This window comes from Kitasatospora sp. NPDC056184 (assembly GCF_042268405.1).
Classification (GTDB): Bacteria; Actinomycetota; Actinomycetes; order Streptomycetales; family Streptomycetaceae; genus Kitasatospora.
Genome location: NZ_JBHJUI010000030.1, coordinates 63725 through 84551, shown reverse-complemented (window position 1 = coordinate 84551; position 20827 = coordinate 63725). Strand labels below are relative to the sequence as shown.

16 protein-coding genes are annotated in these 20827 nt (G+C 74.0%); 3 read left to right on the top strand and 13 right to left on the bottom strand.

The features are described 5' to 3' along the window. Positions 1 to 68: 68 nt before the first annotated feature. From ACFC0B_RS36060 to ACFC0B_RS36015, 10 genes are all read right to left on the bottom strand, one after another. Positions 69 to 1391 (bottom strand): glutamate-5-semialdehyde dehydrogenase, encoded by a 1323-nt coding sequence (locus tag ACFC0B_RS36060; RefSeq protein WP_376096023.1) that lies wholly within the window; start codon positions 1389 to 1391, stop codon positions 69 to 71. Positions 1392 to 1468: 77 nt separating this feature from the next. Further along, entirely contained in the window at positions 1469 to 1993 is a 525-nt protein-coding gene (locus ACFC0B_RS36055) for a hypothetical protein (RefSeq protein WP_376096020.1), read from the bottom strand. Between the two features lie 141 nt (positions 1994 to 2134). After that, the gene (proB, locus tag ACFC0B_RS36050; RefSeq protein WP_376096017.1) at positions 2135 to 3271 is read right to left on the bottom strand and encodes a glutamate 5-kinase; all 1137 of its coding nucleotides are present in this window, start codon (positions 3269 to 3271) and stop codon (positions 2135 to 2137) included. Positions 3272 to 3498: 227 nt separating this feature from the next. Continuing rightward, on the bottom strand, positions 3499 to 4977 hold the full coding sequence (gene obgE / locus ACFC0B_RS36045) for a GTPase ObgE (RefSeq protein WP_376096014.1): 1479 nt from the start codon (positions 4975 to 4977) through the stop codon (positions 3499 to 3501). A 99-nt stretch (positions 4978 to 5076) separates the two neighbouring features. After that, positions 5077 to 5334, bottom strand: coding sequence for a 50S ribosomal protein L27 (rpmA, locus tag ACFC0B_RS36040; protein ID WP_344342406.1), 258 nt, complete (start codon positions 5332 to 5334; stop codon positions 5077 to 5079). Positions 5335 to 5346: 12 nt separating this feature from the next. Continuing rightward, on the bottom strand, positions 5347 to 5661 hold the full coding sequence (gene rplU / locus ACFC0B_RS36035; protein WP_376096011.1) for a 50S ribosomal protein L21: 315 nt from the start codon (positions 5659 to 5661) through the stop codon (positions 5347 to 5349). Between the two features lie 219 nt (positions 5662 to 5880). Further along, entirely contained in the window at positions 5881 to 9516 is a 3636-nt protein-coding gene (locus ACFC0B_RS36030) for a ribonuclease E/G (protein WP_376096008.1), read from the bottom strand. A gap of 396 nt (positions 9517 to 9912) precedes the next feature. Further along, positions 9913 to 10713: a TIGR03936 family radical SAM-associated protein gene (locus tag ACFC0B_RS36025; RefSeq protein ID WP_376096005.1), complete on the bottom strand. Its 801-nt coding sequence runs from the start codon at positions 10711 to 10713 to the stop codon at positions 9913 to 9915. A gap of 175 nt (positions 10714 to 10888) precedes the next feature. Then, positions 10889 to 11053, bottom strand: a complete 165-nt coding sequence (locus tag ACFC0B_RS36020; RefSeq protein WP_376096002.1) for a hypothetical protein — start codon at positions 11051 to 11053, stop codon at positions 10889 to 10891. Positions 11054 to 11162: 109 nt separating this feature from the next. Further along, a complete protein-coding gene (locus ACFC0B_RS36015) occupies positions 11163 to 13091 on the bottom strand; it encodes a TIGR03960 family B12-binding radical SAM protein (protein WP_376095999.1) in 1929 nt (642 codons plus the stop codon). Positions 13092 to 13520: 429 nt separating this feature from the next. On the opposite strand from ACFC0B_RS36015, the gene ACFC0B_RS36010 reads away from it, so the two are divergent. After that, positions 13521 to 14813, top strand: coding sequence for a M14 family zinc carboxypeptidase (locus ACFC0B_RS36010; RefSeq protein ID WP_376095996.1), 1293 nt, complete (start codon positions 13521 to 13523; stop codon positions 14811 to 14813). Between the two features lie 18 nt (positions 14814 to 14831). Here the strand turns inward: ACFC0B_RS36010 and ACFC0B_RS36005 are convergent, their stop codons facing one another. Then, a complete protein-coding gene (locus tag ACFC0B_RS36005) occupies positions 14832 to 15860 on the bottom strand; it encodes an SGNH/GDSL hydrolase family protein (RefSeq protein ID WP_376095993.1) in 1029 nt (342 codons plus the stop codon). 142 nt (positions 15861 to 16002) lie between these two features. Here ACFC0B_RS36005 and ACFC0B_RS36000 point away from each other — a divergent pair, with 142 nt between their 5' ends. Both ACFC0B_RS36000 and ACFC0B_RS35995 read left to right on the top strand, forming a co-directional pair. After that, on the top strand, positions 16003 to 16509 hold the full coding sequence (locus ACFC0B_RS36000) for a MarR family winged helix-turn-helix transcriptional regulator (protein WP_376095990.1): 507 nt from the start codon (positions 16003 to 16005) through the stop codon (positions 16507 to 16509). A 47-nt stretch (positions 16510 to 16556) separates the two neighbouring features. Further along, on the top strand, positions 16557 to 17210 hold the full coding sequence (locus ACFC0B_RS35995; protein ID WP_376095987.1) for a nitroreductase family protein: 654 nt from the start codon (positions 16557 to 16559) through the stop codon (positions 17208 to 17210). 85 nt (positions 17211 to 17295) lie between these two features. On the opposite strand, the gene rodA is transcribed toward ACFC0B_RS35995, so the two are convergent. Further along, entirely contained in the window at positions 17296 to 18495 is a 1200-nt protein-coding gene (gene rodA, locus ACFC0B_RS35990; protein WP_376095984.1) for a rod shape-determining protein RodA, read from the bottom strand. Next, positions 18492 to 20765 (bottom strand): penicillin-binding protein 2, encoded by a 2274-nt coding sequence (gene mrdA, locus ACFC0B_RS35985; protein ID WP_376095981.1) that lies wholly within the window; start codon positions 20763 to 20765, stop codon positions 18492 to 18494. The genes rodA and mrdA overlap by 4 nt, the downstream gene beginning before the upstream one ends. Positions 20766 to 20827: the final 62 nt, after the last annotated feature.

The following is a 20827-nucleotide window of genomic DNA, read 5'->3' as shown; positions in this document are numbered from 1 at the left end:
CTGGGGCTCGGGCCAGTTGGTCCGTCACTCGTGTGACGGCGGGTCGGCGGCGGCCGGCCCGGAGGGGCTCAGCCGGCGTCGGCGGCGCCGCCCACGGTGGGCGTCGCCCCGCCCCGGACGTGGCCGTCACCAGTGACGATGTACTTGGTGCTGGTCAGCTCGGGCAGGCCCATCGGGCCGCGGGCGTGCAGCTTCTGGGTGGAGATGCCGATCTCGGCGCCGAAGCCGAACTCACCGCCGTCGGTGAACCGGGTCGAGGCGTTGACGGCCACCGTGGTCGAGTCGACGAGCTGCGTGAAGCGGCGGGCGGCGGCCTGCGAGGTGGTGACGATGGCCTCGGTGTGGCCGGAGGTCCAGCGGCGGATGTGCGCGACCGCGGCGTCCAGCGAGGGGACGACGGCGGCCGCGATGTCGTACGACAGGTACTCGGTCTCCCAGTCCTCGTCGGTGGCGGGCACCACGGTGGCGGCGGTGCCCTCGGCGGCCTTCAGCACCGTGTCGTCGCCGTGCACGGTGACCCCGGCCTCGGCGAGCGCGGTGAGCGCGAGCGGCAGGAAGGTGTCGGCGACGTCCTGGTGGACGAGCAGGGTCTCGGCCGCGTTGCAGACGCTGACCCGCTGGGCCTTGGAGTTGAGCAGGATGCCCACCGCCATCGCGAGGTCGGCCTCGGCGTCGACGTAGACGTGGCAGTTGCCGGTGCCGGTCTCGATGACGGGGACGGTGGAGTTCTCGACGACGGTGCGGATCAGCGAGGCGCCGCCGCGCGGGATGAGCACGTCGACCAGGCCGCGGGCGCGCATCAGCTCCTGCACCGAGTCGCGGCTCTCGCCGGGGACGAGCTGGACCGCGTCGGCCGGCAGCCCGGCGGCGGCGACGGCGTCGCGCACCACGGCGACCAGCGCGGTGTTGGAGCGGTAGGCGGAGGCCGAGCCGCGCAGCAGCACGGCGTTGCCGGACTTCAGGCAGAGCGCGGCGGCGTCGACGGTGACGTTGGGGCGGGCCTCGTAGATGATGCCGACGACGCCGAGCGGGACGCGGACCTGCCGGACGTCCAGGCCGTTGGGCAGGGTGTAGCCGCGCACGACCTCGCCGACCGGGTCGGGCAGGCCGGCCACGTCGCGGACGTCGGCGGCGATGGCGGCGATCCGCTCCTCGGTGAGGGTGAGCCGGTCGATCACCGACTCGGCGGTGCCGGCCGCGCGGGCGCGCTCGACGTCCTCGGCGTTGGCGGCGGTGATCTCGGCGGCGCGGGCGACCAGCGCGTCGGCGACCGCCCGCAGCGCGGCGTCCTTCGCGCCGCGCGGCAGCGGGGCGAGCGCGGCGGCGGCCTCCCGGGCTCGGCGCGCTACGGCGAGGACGGGGCTGTCGGCGGTGGCGAGGTCGCTGCTCATGCGCCCAGGGTAGTGGAGGGCCCCGGCCCTCCCCCGCCCCGTTCCGTCCGGTGAGACATGCCCGCCGGACCTCCCGCTCAGTACGGGTGGACCCCGCCCAGTTGCGGGGGCGGGCCGGCGAAGCCCTCGGCGACGCGCTTGTGGTACGTCGACCGGTCGACCACCTCCAGGCCGACGATCTCCCACGGCGGCAGCTTGGCCGTCACCTTGTGCTCGCCCCACAGCCGCAGCGCGATCGCCGCCGCGTCGTGCAGGTCGCGGGCCTGCTCCCAGTAGCGGATCTCGGCGTGGTCGGCGGCGTAACGGGCGGTCAGGAAGAACGAGTGGTCGTGCGCCAGCCGCTCCAGGCCGGAGCGCAGCTCCGACAGCGGGGTGACCGGCCCGGCCACGCTGAGCACCACGTGCCAGAGCCGGGCCTGCTCGGGCCCGGCCGGCGGTTCGGTGCCGGGGCGCCGCTCGGGGCGGAGCCGGTGCACCGTGCCGGACCCCTGGGGCGGCGGACCGGCCGGACCGTCGGCGCCGTCGTCCCCGCCGCCGTCGATGCTGGTCAGCCGTCGGCCTGCGGTTCCTCCGGTCAGCGCTGCCTCGCGCCTGCGTTCCACCGGCGGCCTCCTGTTCGGCGATGTCGTGTCGTCGTACCCGCCGGCCCCGGCCGACGCGCGTTCGACCGCGCCCCTCCTCGCCCGTGGCCGGGCGTGCTCCCCGTGCGGAGCCGCCCGCGCTTCCGGCGGTCCGACGGCCGGTCAGCCGTGCAGGACGACCAGGTCGTCGCGGTGGACGACCTCCCGCTCGTAGGCGGCGCCGAACTCCTGGGCCAGGTCCCGGGTGGACCGGCCGAGCAGCCGGGGCAACTCCCTCGCATCAAAGTTGACCAGTCCGCGCGCCACGATGTGGCCGTTTTCGGCAAGAAGGTCCACCGGATCACCCGCGGCGAACTCGCCGTCGACCCCGGTGACCCCGGCGGGCAGCAGCGAGGCGCCGCCGGAGACGACGGCCGTGACGGCGCCGGCGTCCAGGTGCAGGGCGCCGCGCGGGCTGCTGGCGTGGGCGAGCCAGAGCATCCGGTCGGAGGAGCGGCTTCCGGTGCGCAGGAACAGGGTGCCGGTGGGGCGGCCGGCCAGCGCGTCGGCGGCGTGGCTGGCGGCGGTCAGGACGACGGGGATGCCGGCGCCGGTGGCGATCCGGGCGGCCTCGACCTTGGTGACCATGCCGCCGGTGCCGACCCCGGCCTTGCCGGCACTGCCGATCTCGATGCCGTCGAGGTCGTGCGGTCCGGCGACCTCGGCGATCCGGCTGGTGCCGGGGCGGGACGGGTCGCCGTCGTAGAGGCCGTCGACGTCGGAGAGCAGGACCAGCAGGTCGGCGCGGACGAGGTGGGCGACGAGGGCGGCCAGCCGGTCGTTGTCGCCGAACTTGATTTCGGCGGTGGCGACGGTGTCGTTCTCGTTGACGATCGGCATCGCGCCCATCGCCAGCAGCTGGTCGAGGGTGCGGTAGGCGTTGCGGTAGTGGGCGCGCCGGCTGGCGTCCTCGGCGGTGAGCAGGACCTGGCCGACGCGCAGGCCGTAGCGGGCGAAGGAGGCGGTGTAGCGGGCGATCAGCAGGCCCTGGCCGACGCTGGCGGCGGCCTGCTGGCGGGCGAGGTCCCGGGGCCGCTTCTCCAGGCCGAGCGGGGAGAGTCCGGCGGCGATGGCGCCGGAGGAGACGAGCACGATCTCGGGGGCGTCGGGGCGGGTGCGGACCTTGGCGAGGGCGTCGACGAGGGCGTCGACCCGGTCGGCGTCGATGCCGCCGGCGGCGGTGGTCAGCGAGGAGGAGCCGACCTTGACGACGATGCGCCGCGCGGTCAGCACCTCAGCCCGCAGTTCGTCCTCGCTCATCTCGGGTTTCGCCCTTCCGGTGTGGTGCGCTGGCGGCGGGCCCGGGCCCGGCCGTATCCCCCCGCAATCTACGCGATCGGCGCACCCGGGCCGCACCCCGTTCCAGCGGCCGGACGGCGCCGCCGCAGGACCCGGGGCGACCGACCCCCCGTCAACGGCGAAGCCCCCGACGCCCGTTGGAAGGGCGGCGGGGGCTGACCCGGATCACGGACCGGACCGGACCGGACTCAGTGGTCCTCGTCGTCGCCCTCGATGGCGGCCTGGCGGCCGGAGGAGAGCGCCTCGAAGGCGAGGTACTCGGCCTCGGCGGCGTCCCGGCCCTTCTGCTTCTCGCGGCGGCGGTCGACGGCCGGGCGCGGGTTCTCGAAGCGGTGGTCCTCCCCGCGGCGGCCGAGCATCTCGGCGCCGGCGGCCATGGTCGGCTCCCAGTCGAAGACGACGGCGTTCTCGTCGGGGCCGATGATGACGGTGTCGCCCTCGTGCGCGCCGATCTTCCACAGCTCCTGCTCGACGCCGAGGCGGGCCAGCCGGTCGGCGAGGTAGCCGACGGCCTCGTCGTTCGAGAAGTCGGTCTGCCGCACCCAGCGCTCGGGCTTGCCGCCGCGGATGCGGTAGGCGCCGTCCTCCTCGGTGATGGTGAAGCCGGTGTCGTCCACGGCGGTGGGCCGCAGCACGATCCGGGTGGACTCCTCGACCGGCTTGGCGGCGCGGGCCTCGGCGACGATCTGCGCCAGGGCGAAGCTGAGTTCGCGCAGGCCCTTGCGGGAGGCGGCGGACACCTCGAAGACGCGGTAGCCGCGCTCCTCCAGGGAGGCCCGGGTGAGGTCGGCGATGTCCTGGCCGTCCGGCACGTCGATCTTGTTGAGGGCGACCAGGCGCGGGCGGTCGTCGAGGCCGCCGTACTGGACGAGCTCGTCCTCGATGGTCTCCAGGTCGCTCAGCGGGTCGCGGCCGGGCTCCAGGGTGGCGCAGTCCAGGACGTGCACCAGCACCGAGCAGCGCTCGACGTGCCGCAGGAACTCCAGGCCGAGGCCCTTGCCCTGGCTGGCGCCCGGGATGAGGCCGGGGACGTCGGCGATGGTGTAGACGGTGTCGCCGGCGGTGACCACGCCGAGGTTGGGGATCAGGGTGGTGAACGGGTAGTCCGCGATCTTCGGCTTGGCGGCGGAGAGCACGGAGATCAGCGAGGACTTGCCGGCGCTCGGGTAGCCGACGAGGGCGACGTCGGCGACGGACTTGAGCTCCATCACGATGTCGCGGGCGTCGCCGGGCTCGCCGAGCAGCGCGAAGCCGGGGGCCTTGCGGCGGGCGGAGGCGAGTGCGGCGTTGCCGAGGCCGCCGCGGCCGCCCTGGGCGGCGACGAAGCTGGTGCCGTGCCCGACGAGGTCGGCGAGCACGTTGCCCTTCTTGTCGAGGACCACGGTGCCGTCCGGCACGGCGAGGACGAGGTCCTGGCCGTCGGCGCCGGTGCGGTGGCCGCCGGCGCCGGGCTTGCCGTTGGTGGCCTTGCGCTTGGGCGAGTGGTGGTACTCGAGCAGGGTGGTCACCTGCGCGTCGACGACGAGGGTGACACTGCCGCCCTCACCGCCGTTGCCGCCGTCCGGGCCGCCGAGCGGCTTGAACTTCTCGCGGTGCACGGAGGCGCAGCCGTGGCCCCCGCTTCCCGCGGCGACGTGGAGCTCGACGCGGTCCACGAAGGTGGTCATGGAAGTGCCTCCGATGCGAAGAAAATGGTTCTGCCTGCGGTAAAGCGCGAAGGGTGGACCGGAACATTCCGGCCCACCCTTCAGTGTGAGTCAGGTGACTCAGGCCTCGACGGCCACGACGTTGACGACCTTGCGGCCGCGGCGGGTGCCGAACTGCACGGCACCGGCGGTCAGCGCGAACAGGGTGTCGTCGCCACCGCGGCCGACACCGGCACCCGGGTGGAAGTGGGTGCCGCGCTGGCGGACGAGGATCTCGCCGGCGGAGACGACCTGGCCGCCGAAGCGCTTCACGCCGAGGCGCTGGGCGTTCGAGTCACGGCCGTTGCGGGTAGAGCTTGCGCCCTTCTTGTGTGCCATCTGGCTATCCCCTTACTTGACCGAGTCGATGCTGGTGATGCGCACCGCGGTGTGCTGCTGGCGGTGACCCTGGCGACGGCGGTAGCCCGTCTTGTTCTTGTAGCGCAGGATGACGATCTTGTCACCCTTGGTCTGGTCGACGACCTCGGCGTGGGCCTTGATGCCGGCCAGCACCCACGGGTCGGAGGTGACGGCCTCGCCGTCGACCACCAGGATGGTGGAGAGCTCCACCGAGTCACCCGGCTTGGCCTCGATACGGTCGATCTCCAGCACGTCGCCGACGGCGACCTTGTGCTGGCGGCCGCCTGCGCGAACGATCGCGTACATGCGGTACCTACTTTCCCAACTCGGTCGGAGCTCCTGATGCCAGCCACCTGGGTACGGACACAGGGGACCTCTCCCGCAGGACTCTTGCGAGACCCGGGAGGTGATGTGCTCGGGAGCAAGGCGTAGACACGCCAGTGGTCAAGAATACGGACCGGCCGCCGCAGGGGCAAACCGGCCCGTACGGGCCCGGGGCGGAGGGTGTCCGCCCCGGGCCGGGCACTACTCGGCCGCCGTATCACCCTCGGCGGCCGCCGCCTTCTTGGCCGCCGCGCTCGTCCGCTTGGTGGCGGTCTTGCGGGCGGTGGTCTTCTTGGCCGCCGTCGTCGTCTTCTTGGCGGCGGTGGTCTTCTTCGCGGCGGTCTTGCGGGCCGCCCGCTTCTTCGGCGCCGGCGCCTCCTCGGCGGCCTCCTCGACCGCGGCCGGCTCGGCGGCGGCTTCGGCGGCGGGCTCCTCGGCGGGCGCCTCGGCGACCGGCTCGGCGGGGACCTCGGCCTCGACGGCGACCGGCTCGGCCACCGCCTCGACGACGACCGCCTCGGCCGGCTGCTCCTCGACCGCGGCCTGCGCGGCCGGGCTGACGGCCGCGAGGGCCGACTCCAGCGCCGCCTCGGCCTTGGCCTGCAGCACCACGATCTCCGCCTCGCCCGGTGCCCCGGCCGGGGCCGTGGCCTTGCGCACCGCCCGGCGGCGGGGCCGCCCGGTGGGCGCGGCGGCGGGCGCCGGCTCGGCCGGGGCCTCGACGGCCGCGGCCTCGGCCGGCGGCTCCTCGACACCCGGGACCTCGATCGCCAGCTGGCCCTCGATCTCCTCGCGGACCGGCGCCTCGACGGCCTCGACGACCGCCTCGGCGGCGGCCTCGACGGCCTCCACCGGCTCGACGGCCTCGACGGCCTGCGGCTCCTCGTGCGCCGCGCCGCCCTTGCCCCGGCGCCGGCGCTTGCCGCCGCCCGAGCCCGCCTCGACGGCGGCCGCGCCGCCACCGGCGTGCACGTGGGCGCTCGGCTGCTCCATGTGGACGATCACACCGCGGCCGTTGCAGTGCACGCAGGGCTCGGAGAAGGACTCCAGCAGCCCCTGGCCGACCCGCTTGCGGGTCATCTGCACCAGGCCCAGCGAGGTGACCTCGGCCACCTGGTGCTTGGTCCGGTCCCGGCCCAGGCACTCCAGCAGGCGGCGCAGCACCAGGTCGCGGTTGGACTCCAGGACCATGTCGATGAAGTCGATCACGATGATGCCGCCGAGGTCGCGCAGCCGCAGCTGGCGGACGATCTCCTCGGCCGCCTCGATGTTGTTCCGGGTGACCGTCTCCTCCAGGTTGCCGCCCTGGCCGACGAACTTCCCGGTGTTGACGTCGATGACGACCATCGCCTCGGTGCGGTCGATCACCAGCGAACCGCCGCTGGGCAGCCAGACCTTGCGGTCCAGCGCCTTCATCAGCTGCTCGTCGATCCGGTAGGTGGCGAACACGTCCACCTCGGAGGTCCACCGCTGGAGCCGGCCGGCGAGGTCCGGGGCCACGTTGGAGACGTAGTCGTGGATGGTGTTCCACGCCTCGTTGCCGGAGACGATGACCTTGGTGAAGTCCTCGTTGAAGATGTCGCGGACGACCCGGACGGTCATGTCCGGCTCGCCGTACAGCAGCGCCGGGGCGTTGCCGGTCGCGGCCTTCTTCTGGATGTCCTCCCACTGCTGCTGCAGCCGCTGGACGTCGCGGGTCAGCTCCTCCTCGGAGGCGCCCTCGGCGGCGGTGCGCACGATGACGCCCGCGTCGTCCGGGACGATCTTCTTGAGGATCTGCTTCAGACGGGCGCGCTCGTTCTCCGGCAGCTTGCGGGAGATGCCGGTCATCGAGCCCTCGGGCACGTAGACCAGGTAGCGGCCGGGCAGCGAGATCTGGCTGGTCAGGCGGGCACCCTTGTGGCCGATCGGGTCCTTGGAGACCTGCACCAGCACGGACTGGCCGGACTTCAGCACCGACTCGATCCGGCGCGGACCGCCGTGGCCGCCGAGCGCGCCGAAGTTGACCTCGCCGGCGTACAGCACCGCGTTGCGGCCCTTGCCGATGTCGACGAACGCGGCCTCCATGGACGGCAGCACGTTCTGGACCTTGCCCAGGTAGACGTTGCCGACGTACGAGGTGGCCTGCTCCTTGTTGACGTAGTGCTCGACGAGCACGCCGTCCTCAAGGACACCGATCTGGGTGCGCTGGCCGTTCTGGCGCACCACCATGACGCGCTCGACCGACTCCCGGCGGGCCAGGAACTCGGCCTCGGTGATGATCGGCACCCGGCGGCGGCCCAGCTCGCGGCCCTCGCGGCGGCGCTGCTTCTTGGCCTCCAGGCGGGTGGAGCCCTTGATGGACTGCACCTCGTCCGGGTCGAAGGACGGCTCGGTGGAGCGGCGGCGCGGCTCGCGCACCTTCACCACCGTGCGGACGCCGTCCTCGGTGGTCTCGGCGACCTCGACCGCGCCGGCCTCACCGCTGCGGCGGCGACGGCGGCGACGGCGGCGGGACGAGGACAGGCCGGCGGCCAGGTCGTCGTCCTCGTCGTCCTCGTCGGCGACGGCCGGCTCCTCGGCGGCGGGCTGCTCGGTCTCGGGCGCGTCGGCCTCGGCCTCCTCGGCCTCACCGCGACGGCGGCGGCGGCCGCCCCGGCGGCGACGGCGCGACGGGCGGCCGTCCTCCCACTCGTCCTCGGCCTCGGGGCCGGTGGCGGGGGCCTCGACGGCGGCGGGCGCCTCGACGGGCGCCTCCTCGACGACGGGCTTCGCGACGGCGGCCTTCACGGCGGCGGGCTTCTCGACGACCGGCTTCGCGGCGGCCTTCGAGCGCGCCGGGGTCTGCACCCGCACCGAGGTGCGGACGCGGCGGCGGCGGCCGACGCCGCTGTACTCGAACTCCTCGTCCTCCTGGTGCTCCGCCGGCACGGCGGTCGCCTCGGCGGCGGCCGGCTGCGGGGCGGCCTGCTGCGGGGCAGCCGGAGCGGACGCCGCGGCGGGGGCGCTCGGGGCGACGTAGGGGGCGGGCTCCTGGAAGACCGGCGCCTGGAAGATCGCGGTGGACGGGCGGACCGCGCGGCGGCGCACCCGCTGCGGCGGCTCGGCCTCGGCGGCCGGCGCGGGCGCGGGCTGCTCGGCGGCGGGCGCCTCGACGGCCGGCTCCTCGGCCGGGGTCTCCTCGGCCTCGGGCTCCTCGGCCACCGGCTCCTCGGCGGCGGGCGCGGGCTCGACCACCGGGGCGGCCTCGACCACCCGGCGGCGGCGGGCGCGGCGCGCCGGGGCGGCCGGGGCCTCCTCGGCGGGCGCCTCGGCGGCGACCGGCTCGGCGACGGGGGCGGCGGCGGGCTCGGGCTCGGCGACGGCCTGCACCGGCTCCTCGACCGGCGCGGCCTCGGCCTTCTTGCGGGTCCGGCGGGCCCGCACGGGCTTCTCCGCCTTCTCGGCGGCCTCGGCCTTCTCCGTCTTCTCCGCCTTGGCGGCCTTCGGAGCCTTGGCGGCCTCGACCGCGACCACCGGCTCGCCGGCGTCCGGCGCGGTGACCACGATGGCGGTGTCCTCGGGCGCACCGGCGGGCGCCTCGGCGCGCTTGCGGGTGCGGCGGGCGCGCACCGGCTTCTCCGCGACCGGCTCGGCGGCGGGCGCCTCGGCGGCCGGCGCCTCGGCCGGCTTCACCTCGGACTCGGCCGCGATGACCGTCTCGGCGGCCTCCGCGGCCGCGCCCTGCGGCGCTCCGGCCGGGCGGGACACCGCCCGGCGGCGCCGGCGCGGCGGCGCGGCGGACGCGCCGTCGCCGCCGGTGGCGGTGTCGTTCTGTTCCGTTGCCGCAGACTGCTGCGGATCGGTGTTCTCGAGCATGCGGGTGGATCTCCCGTCAGGCCCCCGGGCTCCGCATCCGGGCACGGCGCGGCACCGGTGGCCGGCCGGCATCGCGACGATGCTCGGGCCGGACCCTCTCACGGTGCCGCCGCGCGGACGCGAGGCCGCACAGGGGCTCGTAGTCTCGCTCGGCGCCCCGCACGCGGCGGGGTGTCGAAAGTCTTCTGGTCTGACCAGTCTTCTGAGGTTTTCCCAAGCTGCGCCGTCCCCCAACCCCGGGTGGCTCCCGGACGGGGTCCTCGGGCCCACCGACCGTCTGGGTCGGCGGGCCGCAAGAGGCCGGCCTGTGCTTCGACGACGCTCGCTCCCCTGGGGAGCCGCGGGGGCCTGGAGGACCAGCGGGCCCAGTGGGGAACTGGACCCGGCCTCCGCCCGCTAGGCGGACGCGGTTGCGCGCGGCTCGCCGGTGGCCACAGGGCCGGCCGGGGCCGCGGCGCGGTCGAGCGCCAGCGGGTCGGTCACCGTGCCGGTCCCCTCGTCGAGCGGCCCCTGCGCCAGCCTGGTCACCTCTGCGGGGACCGGCGGCGCCAGGTCGGCCGTCGCACGGAGACCGGACAACACGTCGTCGGGTCGTACGGCGGGTGTGGCGTGTCGTACTACCAGGCGCAGTATCGCACAGGGACGCCCGGTCCGAACATCGCGGGCCTCTTCGCCCGCCGTGTCCGCACCGCCGTCGACCTGCGGCGGGAGCACTTCGAGAGCCGCCACCGCGCCGCGCGCGTCGAAGACCCGGACGCCGTTCTTGGTGAGGCGTTCGACCTCGACCCGCTCCTCGGCGAGGAACGCCGCGATCGCGCGGCCCGCCTCGGCCGGCTCGACGCCGTCGAGCCGGACCTGCCATTCGGAGGCCTCCAGGCGCTCCACGAAGTTGGACGTGCGCACCTCGACCGCGTCGATCACGTCGAGGCCCCCGGGCAGCGAATCGTCCAGTTGGACGCGCAGCTCCTCCGGGTCGCGGGGGGCGGCGAGCCCGATCTCCAGGTACTCCGCCTCGCTGGCCACGCCGGTCGGCGCCGCGTTGGCGTAGGACACCTTGGGGTGCGGGGTGAAGCCGGCCGAGTAGGCCATCGGCACCGCCGACCGGCGCAGGGCGCGCTCGAAGGCGCGCTGGAAGTCGCGGTGGCTGGTGAAGCGGAGCCGGCCGCGCTTGGTGTAGCGGAGACGGATCCGCTGCACCGTCGGCGCGGGCGGCGGACCGTCGGGCGTACGGCGTGCCAGGGTCGCTCAGTCCTTAGTCAGTTCTCCCCGTCCGCGGCGGCGGCGTTTTCCCCGCCACCGTCCGGACGCTGTCACCTCAAAGGGTACGCGCCCCCGCCCACCCCTCGCCCCGCCCCCATATCTCGGGCGCACATCACGCGCCGGGACCGACCTCGGGAACTTCATCCGGTGTCCCGCCGGCCTCACTCCCCGTAGCCAGATCGACGACCCTCCACAACGCCGCGTTCACGGTCTCGGATGCCGTTGGCGTACCCAGCAGGTCCGCGGCCAAGGCCAGATCATCATCGTCGAGTTCCATGCGAATCCTCGCCATTTCCCACCTCGGCCCGAGGCTAACCCACTCGATGAGGCTGGGAACCCGAATTGCCCTCGCCGAGGACCCGGCGAGGGCAATTCATCTCACCTGACTACTTGTTCACCACGGTGAGCGGGAGCATCTTCTTGCCGGTGGGGCCGATCTGGATGTGGGTGTCCATCTGCGGGCAGACGCCGCAGTCGAAGCACGGGGTCCAGCGGCAGTCGTCGACCTCGACCTCCTCCAGGGCGTCCTGCCAGTCCTCCCAGAGCCAGTCCTTGTCGAGGCCGCTGTCCAGGTGGTCCCAGGGCAGCACCTCCTCGTAGGTGCGCTCACGGGTGGTGTACCAGTCGACGTCGACGCCGGTGCCGGTCAGGCCCTTCTCGGCGGCGGCCATCCAGCGGTCGTAGGAGAAGTGCTCGCGCCAGCCGTCGAAGCGGCCGCCGTCCTCGTAGACCGCGCGGATGATCGCGCCGACCCGGCGGTCGCCGCGGGAGAGCAGGCCCTCGACGATGCCGGGCTTGCCGTCGTGGTAGCGGTAGCCGATGTTCTTGCCGTACTTGCGGTCGCCGCGGATCGAGTCGCGCAGCTTGGCCAGGCGGGCGTCGGTGGCCTCGGCGGACAGCTGCGGGGCCCACTGGAACGGGGTGTGCGGCTTGGGCACGAACCCGCCGATGGAGACGGTGCAGCGGATGTCGTTCTGGCCGGTGACCTCGCGGCCCTTCTGGATGACGTTCTTCGCCATCTCGCCGATCTGGAGCACGTCCTCGTCGGTCTCGGTGGGCAGGCCGCACATGAAGTACAGCTTCACCTGGCGCCAGCCGTTGCCGTAGGCGGTGGCGACGGTGCGGATGAGGTCCTCCTCCGACACCATCTTGTTGATCACCTTGCGCATGCGCTCACTGCCGCCCTCGGGGGCGAAGGTGAGGCCGGAGCGGCGGCCGTTGCGGCTGAGCTCGTTGGCGAGGTCGATGTTGAAGGCGTCGACGCGGGTGGACGGCAGCGACAGGCCGATCTTGTCCTCGGCGTAGCGGTCGGCCAGGCCCTTGGCGACGTCGGCGATCTCGGTGTGGTCCGCGGAGGACAGCGACAGCAGGCCGACCTCCTCGAAGCCGGTCGCCTTGAGCCCGCGCTCGACCATCTCGCCGATGCCGGTGATGCTTCGCTCCCGCACGGGGCGCGTGATCATGCCGGCCTGGCAGAAGCGGCAGCCGCGGGTGCAGCCGCGGAAGATCTCCACGGACATCCGCTCGTGGACGGTCTCGGCGAGCGGGACGAGCGGCTGCTTCGGGTAGGGCCACTCGTCGAGGTCCATCACGGTGTGCTTGGACACCCGCCACGGCACGCCGGGGGCGTTCGGCACGACGCGCCCGATCCGGCCGTCGGCCAGGTACTCGACGTCGTAGAACTTCGGCACGTAGACGCCGCCGGTGCGCGCCAGGCGCAGCAGCAGCTCGTCGCGCCCGCCGGGGCGCCCCTCGGCCTTCCACTCCCGGACGATCTTCGTGATGTCGAGCACGGCCTGCTCGCCGTCGCCGACGACCGCGCAGTCGATGAAGTCCGCGATCGGCTCGGGGTTGAACGCAGCGTGGCCGCCGGCCAGCACGACCGGGTCCTCGTCGGTCCGGTCCCGGGCGGCCAGCGGGATGCCGGCCAGTTCGAGCGCGGCCAGCATGTTGGTGTAGCCGAGCTCGGTGGAGAAGGAGAGTCCGAACACGTCGAAGGCGCGCACCGGCCGGTGGGCGTCCACGGTGAACTGGGGGACGCCGTGCTCGCGCATCAGCGCTTCAAGGTCCGGCCAGACGCTGTAGGTGCGCTCGGCGAGGACGCCCTCCTGCTCGTTGAGCACCTCGTAGAGGATCATGACGCCCTGGTTGGGCAGGCCCACCTCGTAGGCGTCGGGGTACATCAGCGCCCAGCGGACGTCGCAGGCGTCCCAGTCCTTGACGGTCGAGTTCAGCTCGCCGCCGACGTACTGGATCGGCTTCTGGACGTGCGGGAGGAGGGCCTCCAGGCGTGGGAAGACCGATTCGACAGTCATGTGTACTAGGAACCCTTACGACGTTCGGGACCGCCGCGCACTCCGCGGGGGCGACGGCTGGGAGGGGTGACCCTCAAGGGTAGCCGAACCGCCGCGGCCCCGGCCCGGCCGGGAGTTCGGGGACGACCCTCCGAGAGCGGGTTTCCGCGGCCCGGGACGGGGGATCACGGCACGTGAACGCGGCCCCACCGGCGCCCGACCGCGAGCCCACCGCGGCCCCACCGCCGGTGCCCGACGACTGTTGACACGCTCCGAGGGCGCGTGCGGTACTGGCAAGGCTCCACCGGAAGGTCCTGTGCGTCCCCGGAACGAGGGAGTTGGCCGCGCGCGCACCGGCCGTGCCGGGAGGGCCCGGCGCGACCCCGCGCCGCGCTCCCGGCCGCGCCCCCGACCGCGCCGCCCCGCCCGCCCCCCGAGGACAGGAGAGCCATGACCGACACGGGCCGGCGGACGCGCCGTACCGAAGCCCCGCGCCACGACACCGGGACCTATCCGACGGTGGCGCGCGCGATCGCCGCGGCCCACCGGCTGGCCCGCCGCCACCCCGGGCGCTGCCGGGTCCGCGAGGTCGGCCGCTCCCGGGCGGGGCGCCCGCTGGTGCTGCTCTCGGTGGACGGGGGCGAGCACACGGTGCTGGCCGTCGGCGGGCCGCACCCCAACGAGCCGGTCGGCCTGGCCGCCGCCGTCCGGCTGGCCGAGCGGGTCCTGGAGCTGCCGCCCCGGCCGGGGGTGGGCTGGCACGTCCTGCTCTGCCTGGACCCGGACGGCGCCGCGCTCAACGAGGGCTGGCTGCACGGCCCGCTCACCGCGGCCCGGCACTACGAGCACTTCTTCCGCCCGGCCTTCCACGAGCAGCCGGAGCTGCTGCCGCACCCGGACGGCCCGCTGACCCCGATGCCGGAGAGCCGGGTGCTCACCGGGCTGGTCGACGAGCTGCGGCCGGTGCTCCAGTGCTCGCTGCACGGCGTGGACTTCGGCGGGGCGTTCGTGCAGCTCACCCGGCCGCTGCCGGGCCTGGCCGACCGCTTCGCCCGCTCGGTGGCGCGCGGCGGCATCCCGCTGGACGTCGACTCCTACGACGCGGTCGGCTGGGACAGCCCGGCCCCCGGCAGCTACGTGATGCCGGGGCCGGGCCGCCGCCGGCAGCCGCTGCCGGACCGCCCGGAGCTGTCCACCTGGTCGTACGCGGGCCGGTACGGCGGCACCACGGCGGTGCTGGAGGTGCCGATGTGGGCGATCGACGCGGTCGGCGACGCCCGCCCGGCGCCGGACGTGCGCGCCGCCGTCGGGGCCTGCGCCGACCGGCTGGGCGGCCGGGTCGCGGAGCTGACCGCCCTGCTGCCGCTGGTGCCGCCGCACGCGGGGGTGGCGTACGGGCCGCTGCTGCGCGCGGTCGAGTTCAACCTGGCGGTCTGCCGCCCGGTGGTGGAGGACTGGCTGGCCGACTGGTCCTCGGCGCCGCTGACGGTGTCCCGGGTGACCGCCGCGCGGATCGCGGCCGAGCGGGTGCCGCTGCGGATCGCCTCGATGCTGCTGCGGCTGCTGGCGGACTGCGGCGGCCCGGCGGCGGACGCGGCCCGGGCGCGGGCCCGGGGGATCGCGGCGGCGAGCCTGGAGGGCCTGCACCGGTTGGGCGCCCGCTGGGTGCCGGTGGAGACCCAGGTCGCCCACCAGACCCGGGCGGTGTTCGCCGCCGCCGACCTCCTGCTGCCCCCGGGGTAGCGCCCCCGAGGGCACCGCTCAGGAGGCGAGCAGCGGCAGCAGGTACGGCTCGACCAGGCCGGCCAGCCGGTGCTCGCCGGCCGCCGTCGGGTGCAGGCCGTCGGCGTACAGCCGGTCCGCCTCGGCGAGCGGCAGCACCTCGCGGCCGTCGACCAGGTGGAGCCGCCGGTCGCCGAGCCGCTGGAGCATCCGCACGGCCGTGCCGGTCAGGTCGCGGATCAGGGCCAGGGTCAGTCCGGCGGCGTTGACGGCGTGTTCGCGCTTCGCCGACGGCAGGGCCGAGATCACGGCGATCGGCGTGTCGGGGTGCCCGTCGCGGATGGTCTCGACGAAGCCGCACACCGCGGGGGCCCAGCTGCGGGCGGTGAAGGCCGATCCGAGGTAGGCGTTGGTGCCGATCTCCAGGGTGATCAGCTCGGCGGGGGTGTCCCTGACGATCCGGGCGACCGGCTGGTCCAGGTAGGCCTGTCCGATGAAGCCGAGGTTGCGCAGCCGCCAGCCGTTCCGGCGCGCGAGCAGCGCGGTCCAGCCCTCGGAGGGCCCGTGCGGGAACATCGCGTGCGTCAGCGAGCTGCCGTAGGCCGTCCAGCGCGGGCCGCTGCGCACGACCGGCTCCAGCAGCCGGTGGCCGTGCAGGCCGACGGCCGCGAGGCGGGTGCGGGACAGGTGCGGGAGCCAGACCTCGATGTCGGCCGGGACGCCGGGCAGGACGATGTCGAGCCGCGCCCGGCCGGGTCCCGGCCGCCGCCGGTCGACGAGCACGCCGTCGGCGAGGACGTCCAGGGGTGCGCCGCCCGCCTCCGCCTCCAGGTCCAGCAGCAGCCGGGCCGCGTCGGTGCGCACCGCGAAGCGGACGCCGGCCGGCAGCGCGGCGAACCGGATGAGGTCGCCGCTGAGCGCGGTGGCGATCCGTTCCCGCGGCGTGCGCAGCGGCAGCACGGTGTCGCCGACCCGCTCGAAGCCGCAGACGCCGTCCCAGCCGAGCCTCTCGTCCGCCGGGTCGAACCACTGCTCCCCCGGCTCCCCCGTTCGCCCGGCCCCGGTCATCGCCCACCTCTGATCCATCCGCTGGCCAACCGATCTGATTATCCATCACGCCCACCCACCAAAAGGTGGTGTGGTAAATAATCTACCGTCAAACAATCTCCGGGGAGCGTTATGCTGGCCGTCCACCACCGAAGGAGCCCCGATGGCCACCGCCCCCAGGCCCGCCCGCCTCGCCTCCCCCAGCCGGGCGGACGACAGCGGCGAGCGTCGGCGCTACTTCGCCGCGCTCACCCTGGACCGCCCGGACGTCGCCCTGTGCCGGGCCACCACCGCGGTCGCCCGCTCCATCGACGAGCGGCTCGCCGGCGGCCCCCTCACGGTGCCCCAGCACCTGGTGCTCAAGATGCTCGCCGCCGTCGGCAGCTGCTCCCAGCAGGAGCTCAGCGAACAGTTGCGGATCGACCGCAGCGTCATGGTCGGCTGCGTCGACGCCCTGGAGGACGCCGGCCTGGTCCGCCGCGAGCGCCACCCCCGCGACCGCCGCGCCTACGCCGTCACCCTCACCCCGGAGGGCACCGCCGCCCTCGCCGGGGCCGAACGCGCCATGGCCCCGGTCCTCGACCACGCCTTCGCCGCCCTCACCCCGGAGGAGCGCGCGACGCTGGTCCGCCTCACCCGCAAGCTCCTCGACGTCCCGCCGGCCGACTGAGGCGCCCCCGCCCCGCGGCCGGCCCACCGAACCGGAGGCCACCGGCCGTGCCGCAGCTCGATCTGACCGCCGACCAGCTCCTCACCACGACCCGGGCCGTACGCCGGCGCCTCGACCTCGCCCGCCCGGTCGACCGGGCGCTGGTCGAGGAGTGCCTGGCCCTCGCCACCCAGGCCCCCACCGGCCGCAACCGCCAGCGCTGGGACTTCGTGGTGGTCACCGACCCCGCCCGGCGCGCCGCCCTCGCCGACCTCTACCGGCTCGGCCTGACCCACCCGCGCGACCCCGTCGTCCGGACCGGCCCGGACCGCACCACCGAGGACACCGCCCGCCGGCTGCGGCTGGCCGAGAGCGCCCGGCACCTCTTCGACCACCTGCACGAGGTCCCCGTCCTGGTGGTGCCCTGCGTGCGGATCGAGGGCCGGCACGAACTGGCCGGCCACGTCGGCCAGGCCAACGTCTGGGGCTCGATCCTCCCCGCCACCTGGCAGTTCATGCTCGCCGCCCGCTCCCGCGGCCTCGGCACCGCCTGGACCACCCCGCACCTGCACTACGAGCGCGAGGCCGCCGAACTGCTCGGCATCCCCTACGGGACGGTCGCCCAGGCCGCGCTGGTCCCGCTCGCCCACACCCTCGGCACCGACTTCCGCCCCGGCCCGCGCGTGGACACCGCCCGGATCACCCACTGGGACGCCTGGTAGCCGCCGGACGCGCGAGGGGCCGGCCCGGGGAGACCCCGGACCGGCCCCGGCCGCGAACCCGGCCCGACGGCTCAGGCCCGACGGCTCAGGCCGCTATCGGCCGCTGGCTCTGCACCGCCTGCAACAGCCCGATCGCCACCCAGGTCGAGAACATCGACGAACCCCCGTAGGAGACGAACGGCAGCGGGATGCCGGCCACCGGCATGATGCCCAGGCACATCCCTATGTTCTCGAAGCCCTGGAAGGCGAACCAGGAGACCACCCCGGCCGCCACGATGGTGCCGTACAGGTCGGTGGCCTGGCGGGCGATCCGGCAGGCCCGCCACAGCACCACGCCGAGCAGCACGATGATCGCCATCGCCCCGAGGAAGCCCAGCTCCTCGCCGGCCACCGTGAACACGAAGTCGGTCTGCTGCTCCGGCACGAACTGCCCGGTGGTCTGCGTCCCGTGGAACAGGCCCTTGCCCCTCAGCCCGCCGGAGCCGATCGCGATCCGGGCCTGCGCGGTGTTGTAGCCGACCCCGGACGGGTCGAGCGCCGGGTTGGCGAAGGCCGCGAAGCGGTCGATCTGGTACTTGCTCAGCACCCCGAGCTTCCAGATCGCCACGCAGCCGCCGACGCCGACCAGGATCAGCCCGAACACCCAGCGGTTGGCCGCGCCGGAGGCCAGCAGGATGCCCAGCACGATGACGGCCATCACCATCACCGAGCCGGCGTCCGGCATCAGCATCACTATGGCCATCGGCAGCGTCGCCCAGACCAGCCCGCGGAACACCGCCTTGTCCGACGGGAACTCCCGCTCCCCCGCGTCCACCTGGTCGGACAGCACGACCGCCATCGACAGCACGATCGCCAGCTTGGCGAACTCGGCCGGCTGCACCGAGAAGCCGCCGCCCAGCTGGATCCAGGAGTGCTGTCCGTTGATGGTCGAGCCGAGCGGGCTCAGCGTGGCCAGCAGCAGCACGATCACGCCGGCGTACAGGAACGGCACGACCGTCCGGAACCGCCGGCTCCCTATCGCTATCACCGCCGCGCAGAGCACGGCCCCGATCAGGACGTTGGTCAGGTGCCGGAACAGGAAGTACTGCGGGTCCCCGTGGGTGAGCGTGTCGCGCCCCCGGGTCGCCGACCAGACCAGCAGCGAGCTGCCCAGCGAGAGGACCACCGCGGCCAGCAGCAGTATCCAGTCGATCCGCCACAGCGGGGAGTCCTTGGCCAGCGACTTGGGCACCCCGCCGCGCTGCGGCACGAGCCGCAGCTGGCGGTACGAGCCGTAGGAGGTCATGCCCGGCCCCTTCCGGTGGAGCGGGTGGGTTCGACGGCGTCCGCCGCCGCCACGAGCACCGGGACGGCGCCTCCTCCGCCGGGCTGCGCCGGGTCCAGGAAGACCCGCGGCGAGTCGCCGCTCACCCCGGGGTCGCCGGCCGCGGCGCCGCCGGTGCCGAACGAGGCCGGCTTGATGATCGCGGTGCCGTCCGGGTTGAACTTCGGCAGTTCGGCCTGCGGCGTGGGCAGCAGTGCCTTGCCCTGGTCGACGTTGCCCTTGTCGTCGACGCCGTACAGCGACTGGTAGATCCGCCGGATCGCGTCGCCGGAGCCGCCGGAGCCGGTGCCGCCCTGGCTTATCGTCATCACGACCGCGTAGTCGCGGCTGTAGGTGGTCAGCCACGAGGTGGTCTGCTTGCCCTCGACCTCGGCGGTGCCGGTCTTGGCGTGCAGCTCGATCTTGCCCTGCGGCCAGCCCGCGCCGGTGAACTTCCAGGCGGCGGTGCCGCTGGTGACGACGCCCGCGGTGGCCTGGTCGATGTAGCCGAGCAGCTTCTGGTCGCCGGGCAGCCGGCCGTCCTCGTGCGGGGCGATCTCGCGGACGAGCTCCCCGCTCGGGCTCATCACGGCCTTGGCGATGGTCGGGCGGTAGAAGGTGCCGCCGTTGGAGAGGGCCGCGTAGATCCGGGCCATCTGGATCGGGGTGACCAGGGTGTCGCCCTGGCCGATCGCGAAGTTGACGGCGTCACCGGCGCGCATCTGGTAGCCGTCGACGCAGTTCTCCCGGGCGATCTGGTCGGAGAAGCTGTTGCCGCCCTTCTCCGCCTGCCGGCACCAGGCGTCCTTGTTGTTGTCGTAGAAGGACTGCTTCCACTGCCGGTCCGGCACCCGGCCGGTGACCTCGCTCGGCAGGTCGATGCCGGTCTTGGCGCCGAGGCCGAACTCGTGGGCGGTCTTGAAGAACCAGTCGCCCGGGTCCTTCTTCGGCTTGATGCCGCCGTCCTTCATCCACTGGTCGTAGGCCAGGCCGTAGAAGACGGTGTCGCAGGACACCTCCAGGGCCCGCTCCAGGGAGATCGCCCCGAAGCTCTCGCTCTCGAAGTTCTTGAACTCGCGGCCGCCGATGGTCATGCTCTTCGGGCAGTCGTAGCGGCCGTCCAGCGAGTAGCCGGCCTGGACGGCGGCCGTGGTGGAGATGACCTTGAACGTCGAACCGGGGGCCGACTGACCCTGTATGGCCCGGTTCAGCAGCGGGAAGTTGGAGTCCTTGCTGGTCAGCGCCTGGTAGTCCTTGCCGCTGATGCCGCCCTGCCACAGGTTGGGGTCGTAGGTGGGGGCGCTGGCCATCGCGACGATCCGCCCGGTGTGCACGTCCATCACGACGGCGGCGCCGGAGTCGGCCTCGTAGTTGCGGTTGGTGACCTTGTCGAAGGTCTTGCGGGCGTCGGCCATCGCCTGCGCCAGATTGTCCTCGACGACCTTCTGCACCCGGGCGTCGATGCTGGTCACCAGGTTGTTGCCGGTCTGCGGGGCGGCCTTGTCGGCGGTGCCGATGACCCGCCCGAGGTTGTCCACCTCCAGCTTGGTGACGCCGGCGGTGCCGCGCAGGTCGCGGTCGTAGACGGACTCCAGCCCGGCGCGGCCGATCTGGTCGGCCGGCAGGTAGCGGTCCAGGCCCGCCTTGTCGGCGGTCTTGGAGACCTCCTCGTCGGTGACCGGCGAGAGGTAGCCGAGCACCTGGGCGAGGTTGGCGCCCTCGGCGCCGGTGTAGTGGCGCACGGCGGTCGGCTGGGCGGTGATCCCGGGGAAGTCCTCGCGGCGCTCCATTATCTGCATCGCCTGCTGGGTGGTCGCCTCCTTGGTGACCGGGATCGGCTGGTAGGGCGAGCCGTTCCAGCAGGGCTGCGGGGTCTTGGCGTCGCAGAGCCGGACCTTCTCCTGGACGTCCTTGGCGGGCATTCCGAGCACGTCGGCGAGCCGGGTCAGCACCGCCTTGCCGCCGTCCTTCTGCTGGAGCAGCGAGGTGCGGCTGACCGAGACGACCAGCTTGGTCTCGTTGCCGGCCAGGATGCGGCCGGAGGCGTCCAGGATCTCACCGCGCACGGCCGGTTCGACGACCTCGCGGATGTGGTTGCCGGTCGCCTTGGCGGTGTAGACGCTGGCGTTGCGGATCTGCAGGTACCACAGCCGGCCGCCGAGGGTGGCGAGCAGCGAGAGCACCAGGATCTGCAGCACCACCAGCCGGATCGTCACCCGCCGGGTACGGCCGGTCTCGGGGATGTTGCTCACGTCTCGTGCGCTCCAAAACAGAACAGGGGCGGGCGGGCTGGTCGCGTCGGGTCGGGGCCGGG

Excerpts from the sequence above, each read along its gene's own strand:
- ACFC0B_RS36030 (WP_376096008.1), bottom strand. The coding sequence starts at position 9,516 with ATGCTCGAGAACACCGATCCGCAGCAGTCTGCGGCAACGGAACAGAAC.
- ACFC0B_RS36000 (WP_376095990.1), top strand. The coding sequence starts at position 16,003 with ATGGCCACCGCCCCCAGGCCCGCCCGCCTCGCCTCCCCCAGCCGGGCG.
- ACFC0B_RS36010 (WP_376095996.1), top strand. The coding sequence starts at position 13,521 with ATGACCGACACGGGCCGGCGGACGCGCCGTACCGAAGCCCCGCGCCAC.
- rplU (WP_376096011.1), bottom strand. The coding sequence starts at position 5,661 with ATGTACGCGATCGTTCGCGCAGGCGGCCGCCAGCACAAGGTCGCCGTC.
- ACFC0B_RS36020 (WP_376096002.1), bottom strand. The coding sequence starts at position 11,053 with ATGGAACTCGACGATGATGATCTGGCCTTGGCCGCGGACCTGCTGGGT.
- rpmA (WP_344342406.1), bottom strand. The coding sequence starts at position 5,334 with ATGGCACACAAGAAGGGCGCAAGCTCTACCCGCAACGGCCGTGACTCG.
- ACFC0B_RS36015 (WP_376095999.1), bottom strand. The coding sequence starts at position 13,091 with ATGACTGTCGAATCGGTCTTCCCACGCCTGGAGGCCCTCCTCCCGCAC.
- ACFC0B_RS36060 (WP_376096023.1), bottom strand. The coding sequence starts at position 1,391 with ATGAGCAGCGACCTCGCCACCGCCGACAGCCCCGTCCTCGCCGTAGCG.
- proB (WP_376096017.1), bottom strand. The coding sequence starts at position 3,271 with ATGAGCGAGGACGAACTGCGGGCTGAGGTGCTGACCGCGCGGCGCATC.
- ACFC0B_RS36005 (WP_376095993.1), bottom strand. The coding sequence starts at position 15,860 with ATGACCGGGGCCGGGCGAACGGGGGAGCCGGGGGAGCAGTGGTTCGAC.
- obgE (WP_376096014.1), bottom strand. The coding sequence starts at position 4,977 with ATGACCACCTTCGTGGACCGCGTCGAGCTCCACGTCGCCGCGGGAAGC.
- rodA (WP_376095984.1), bottom strand. The coding sequence starts at position 18,495 with ATGACCTCCTACGGCTCGTACCGCCAGCTGCGGCTCGTGCCGCAGCGC.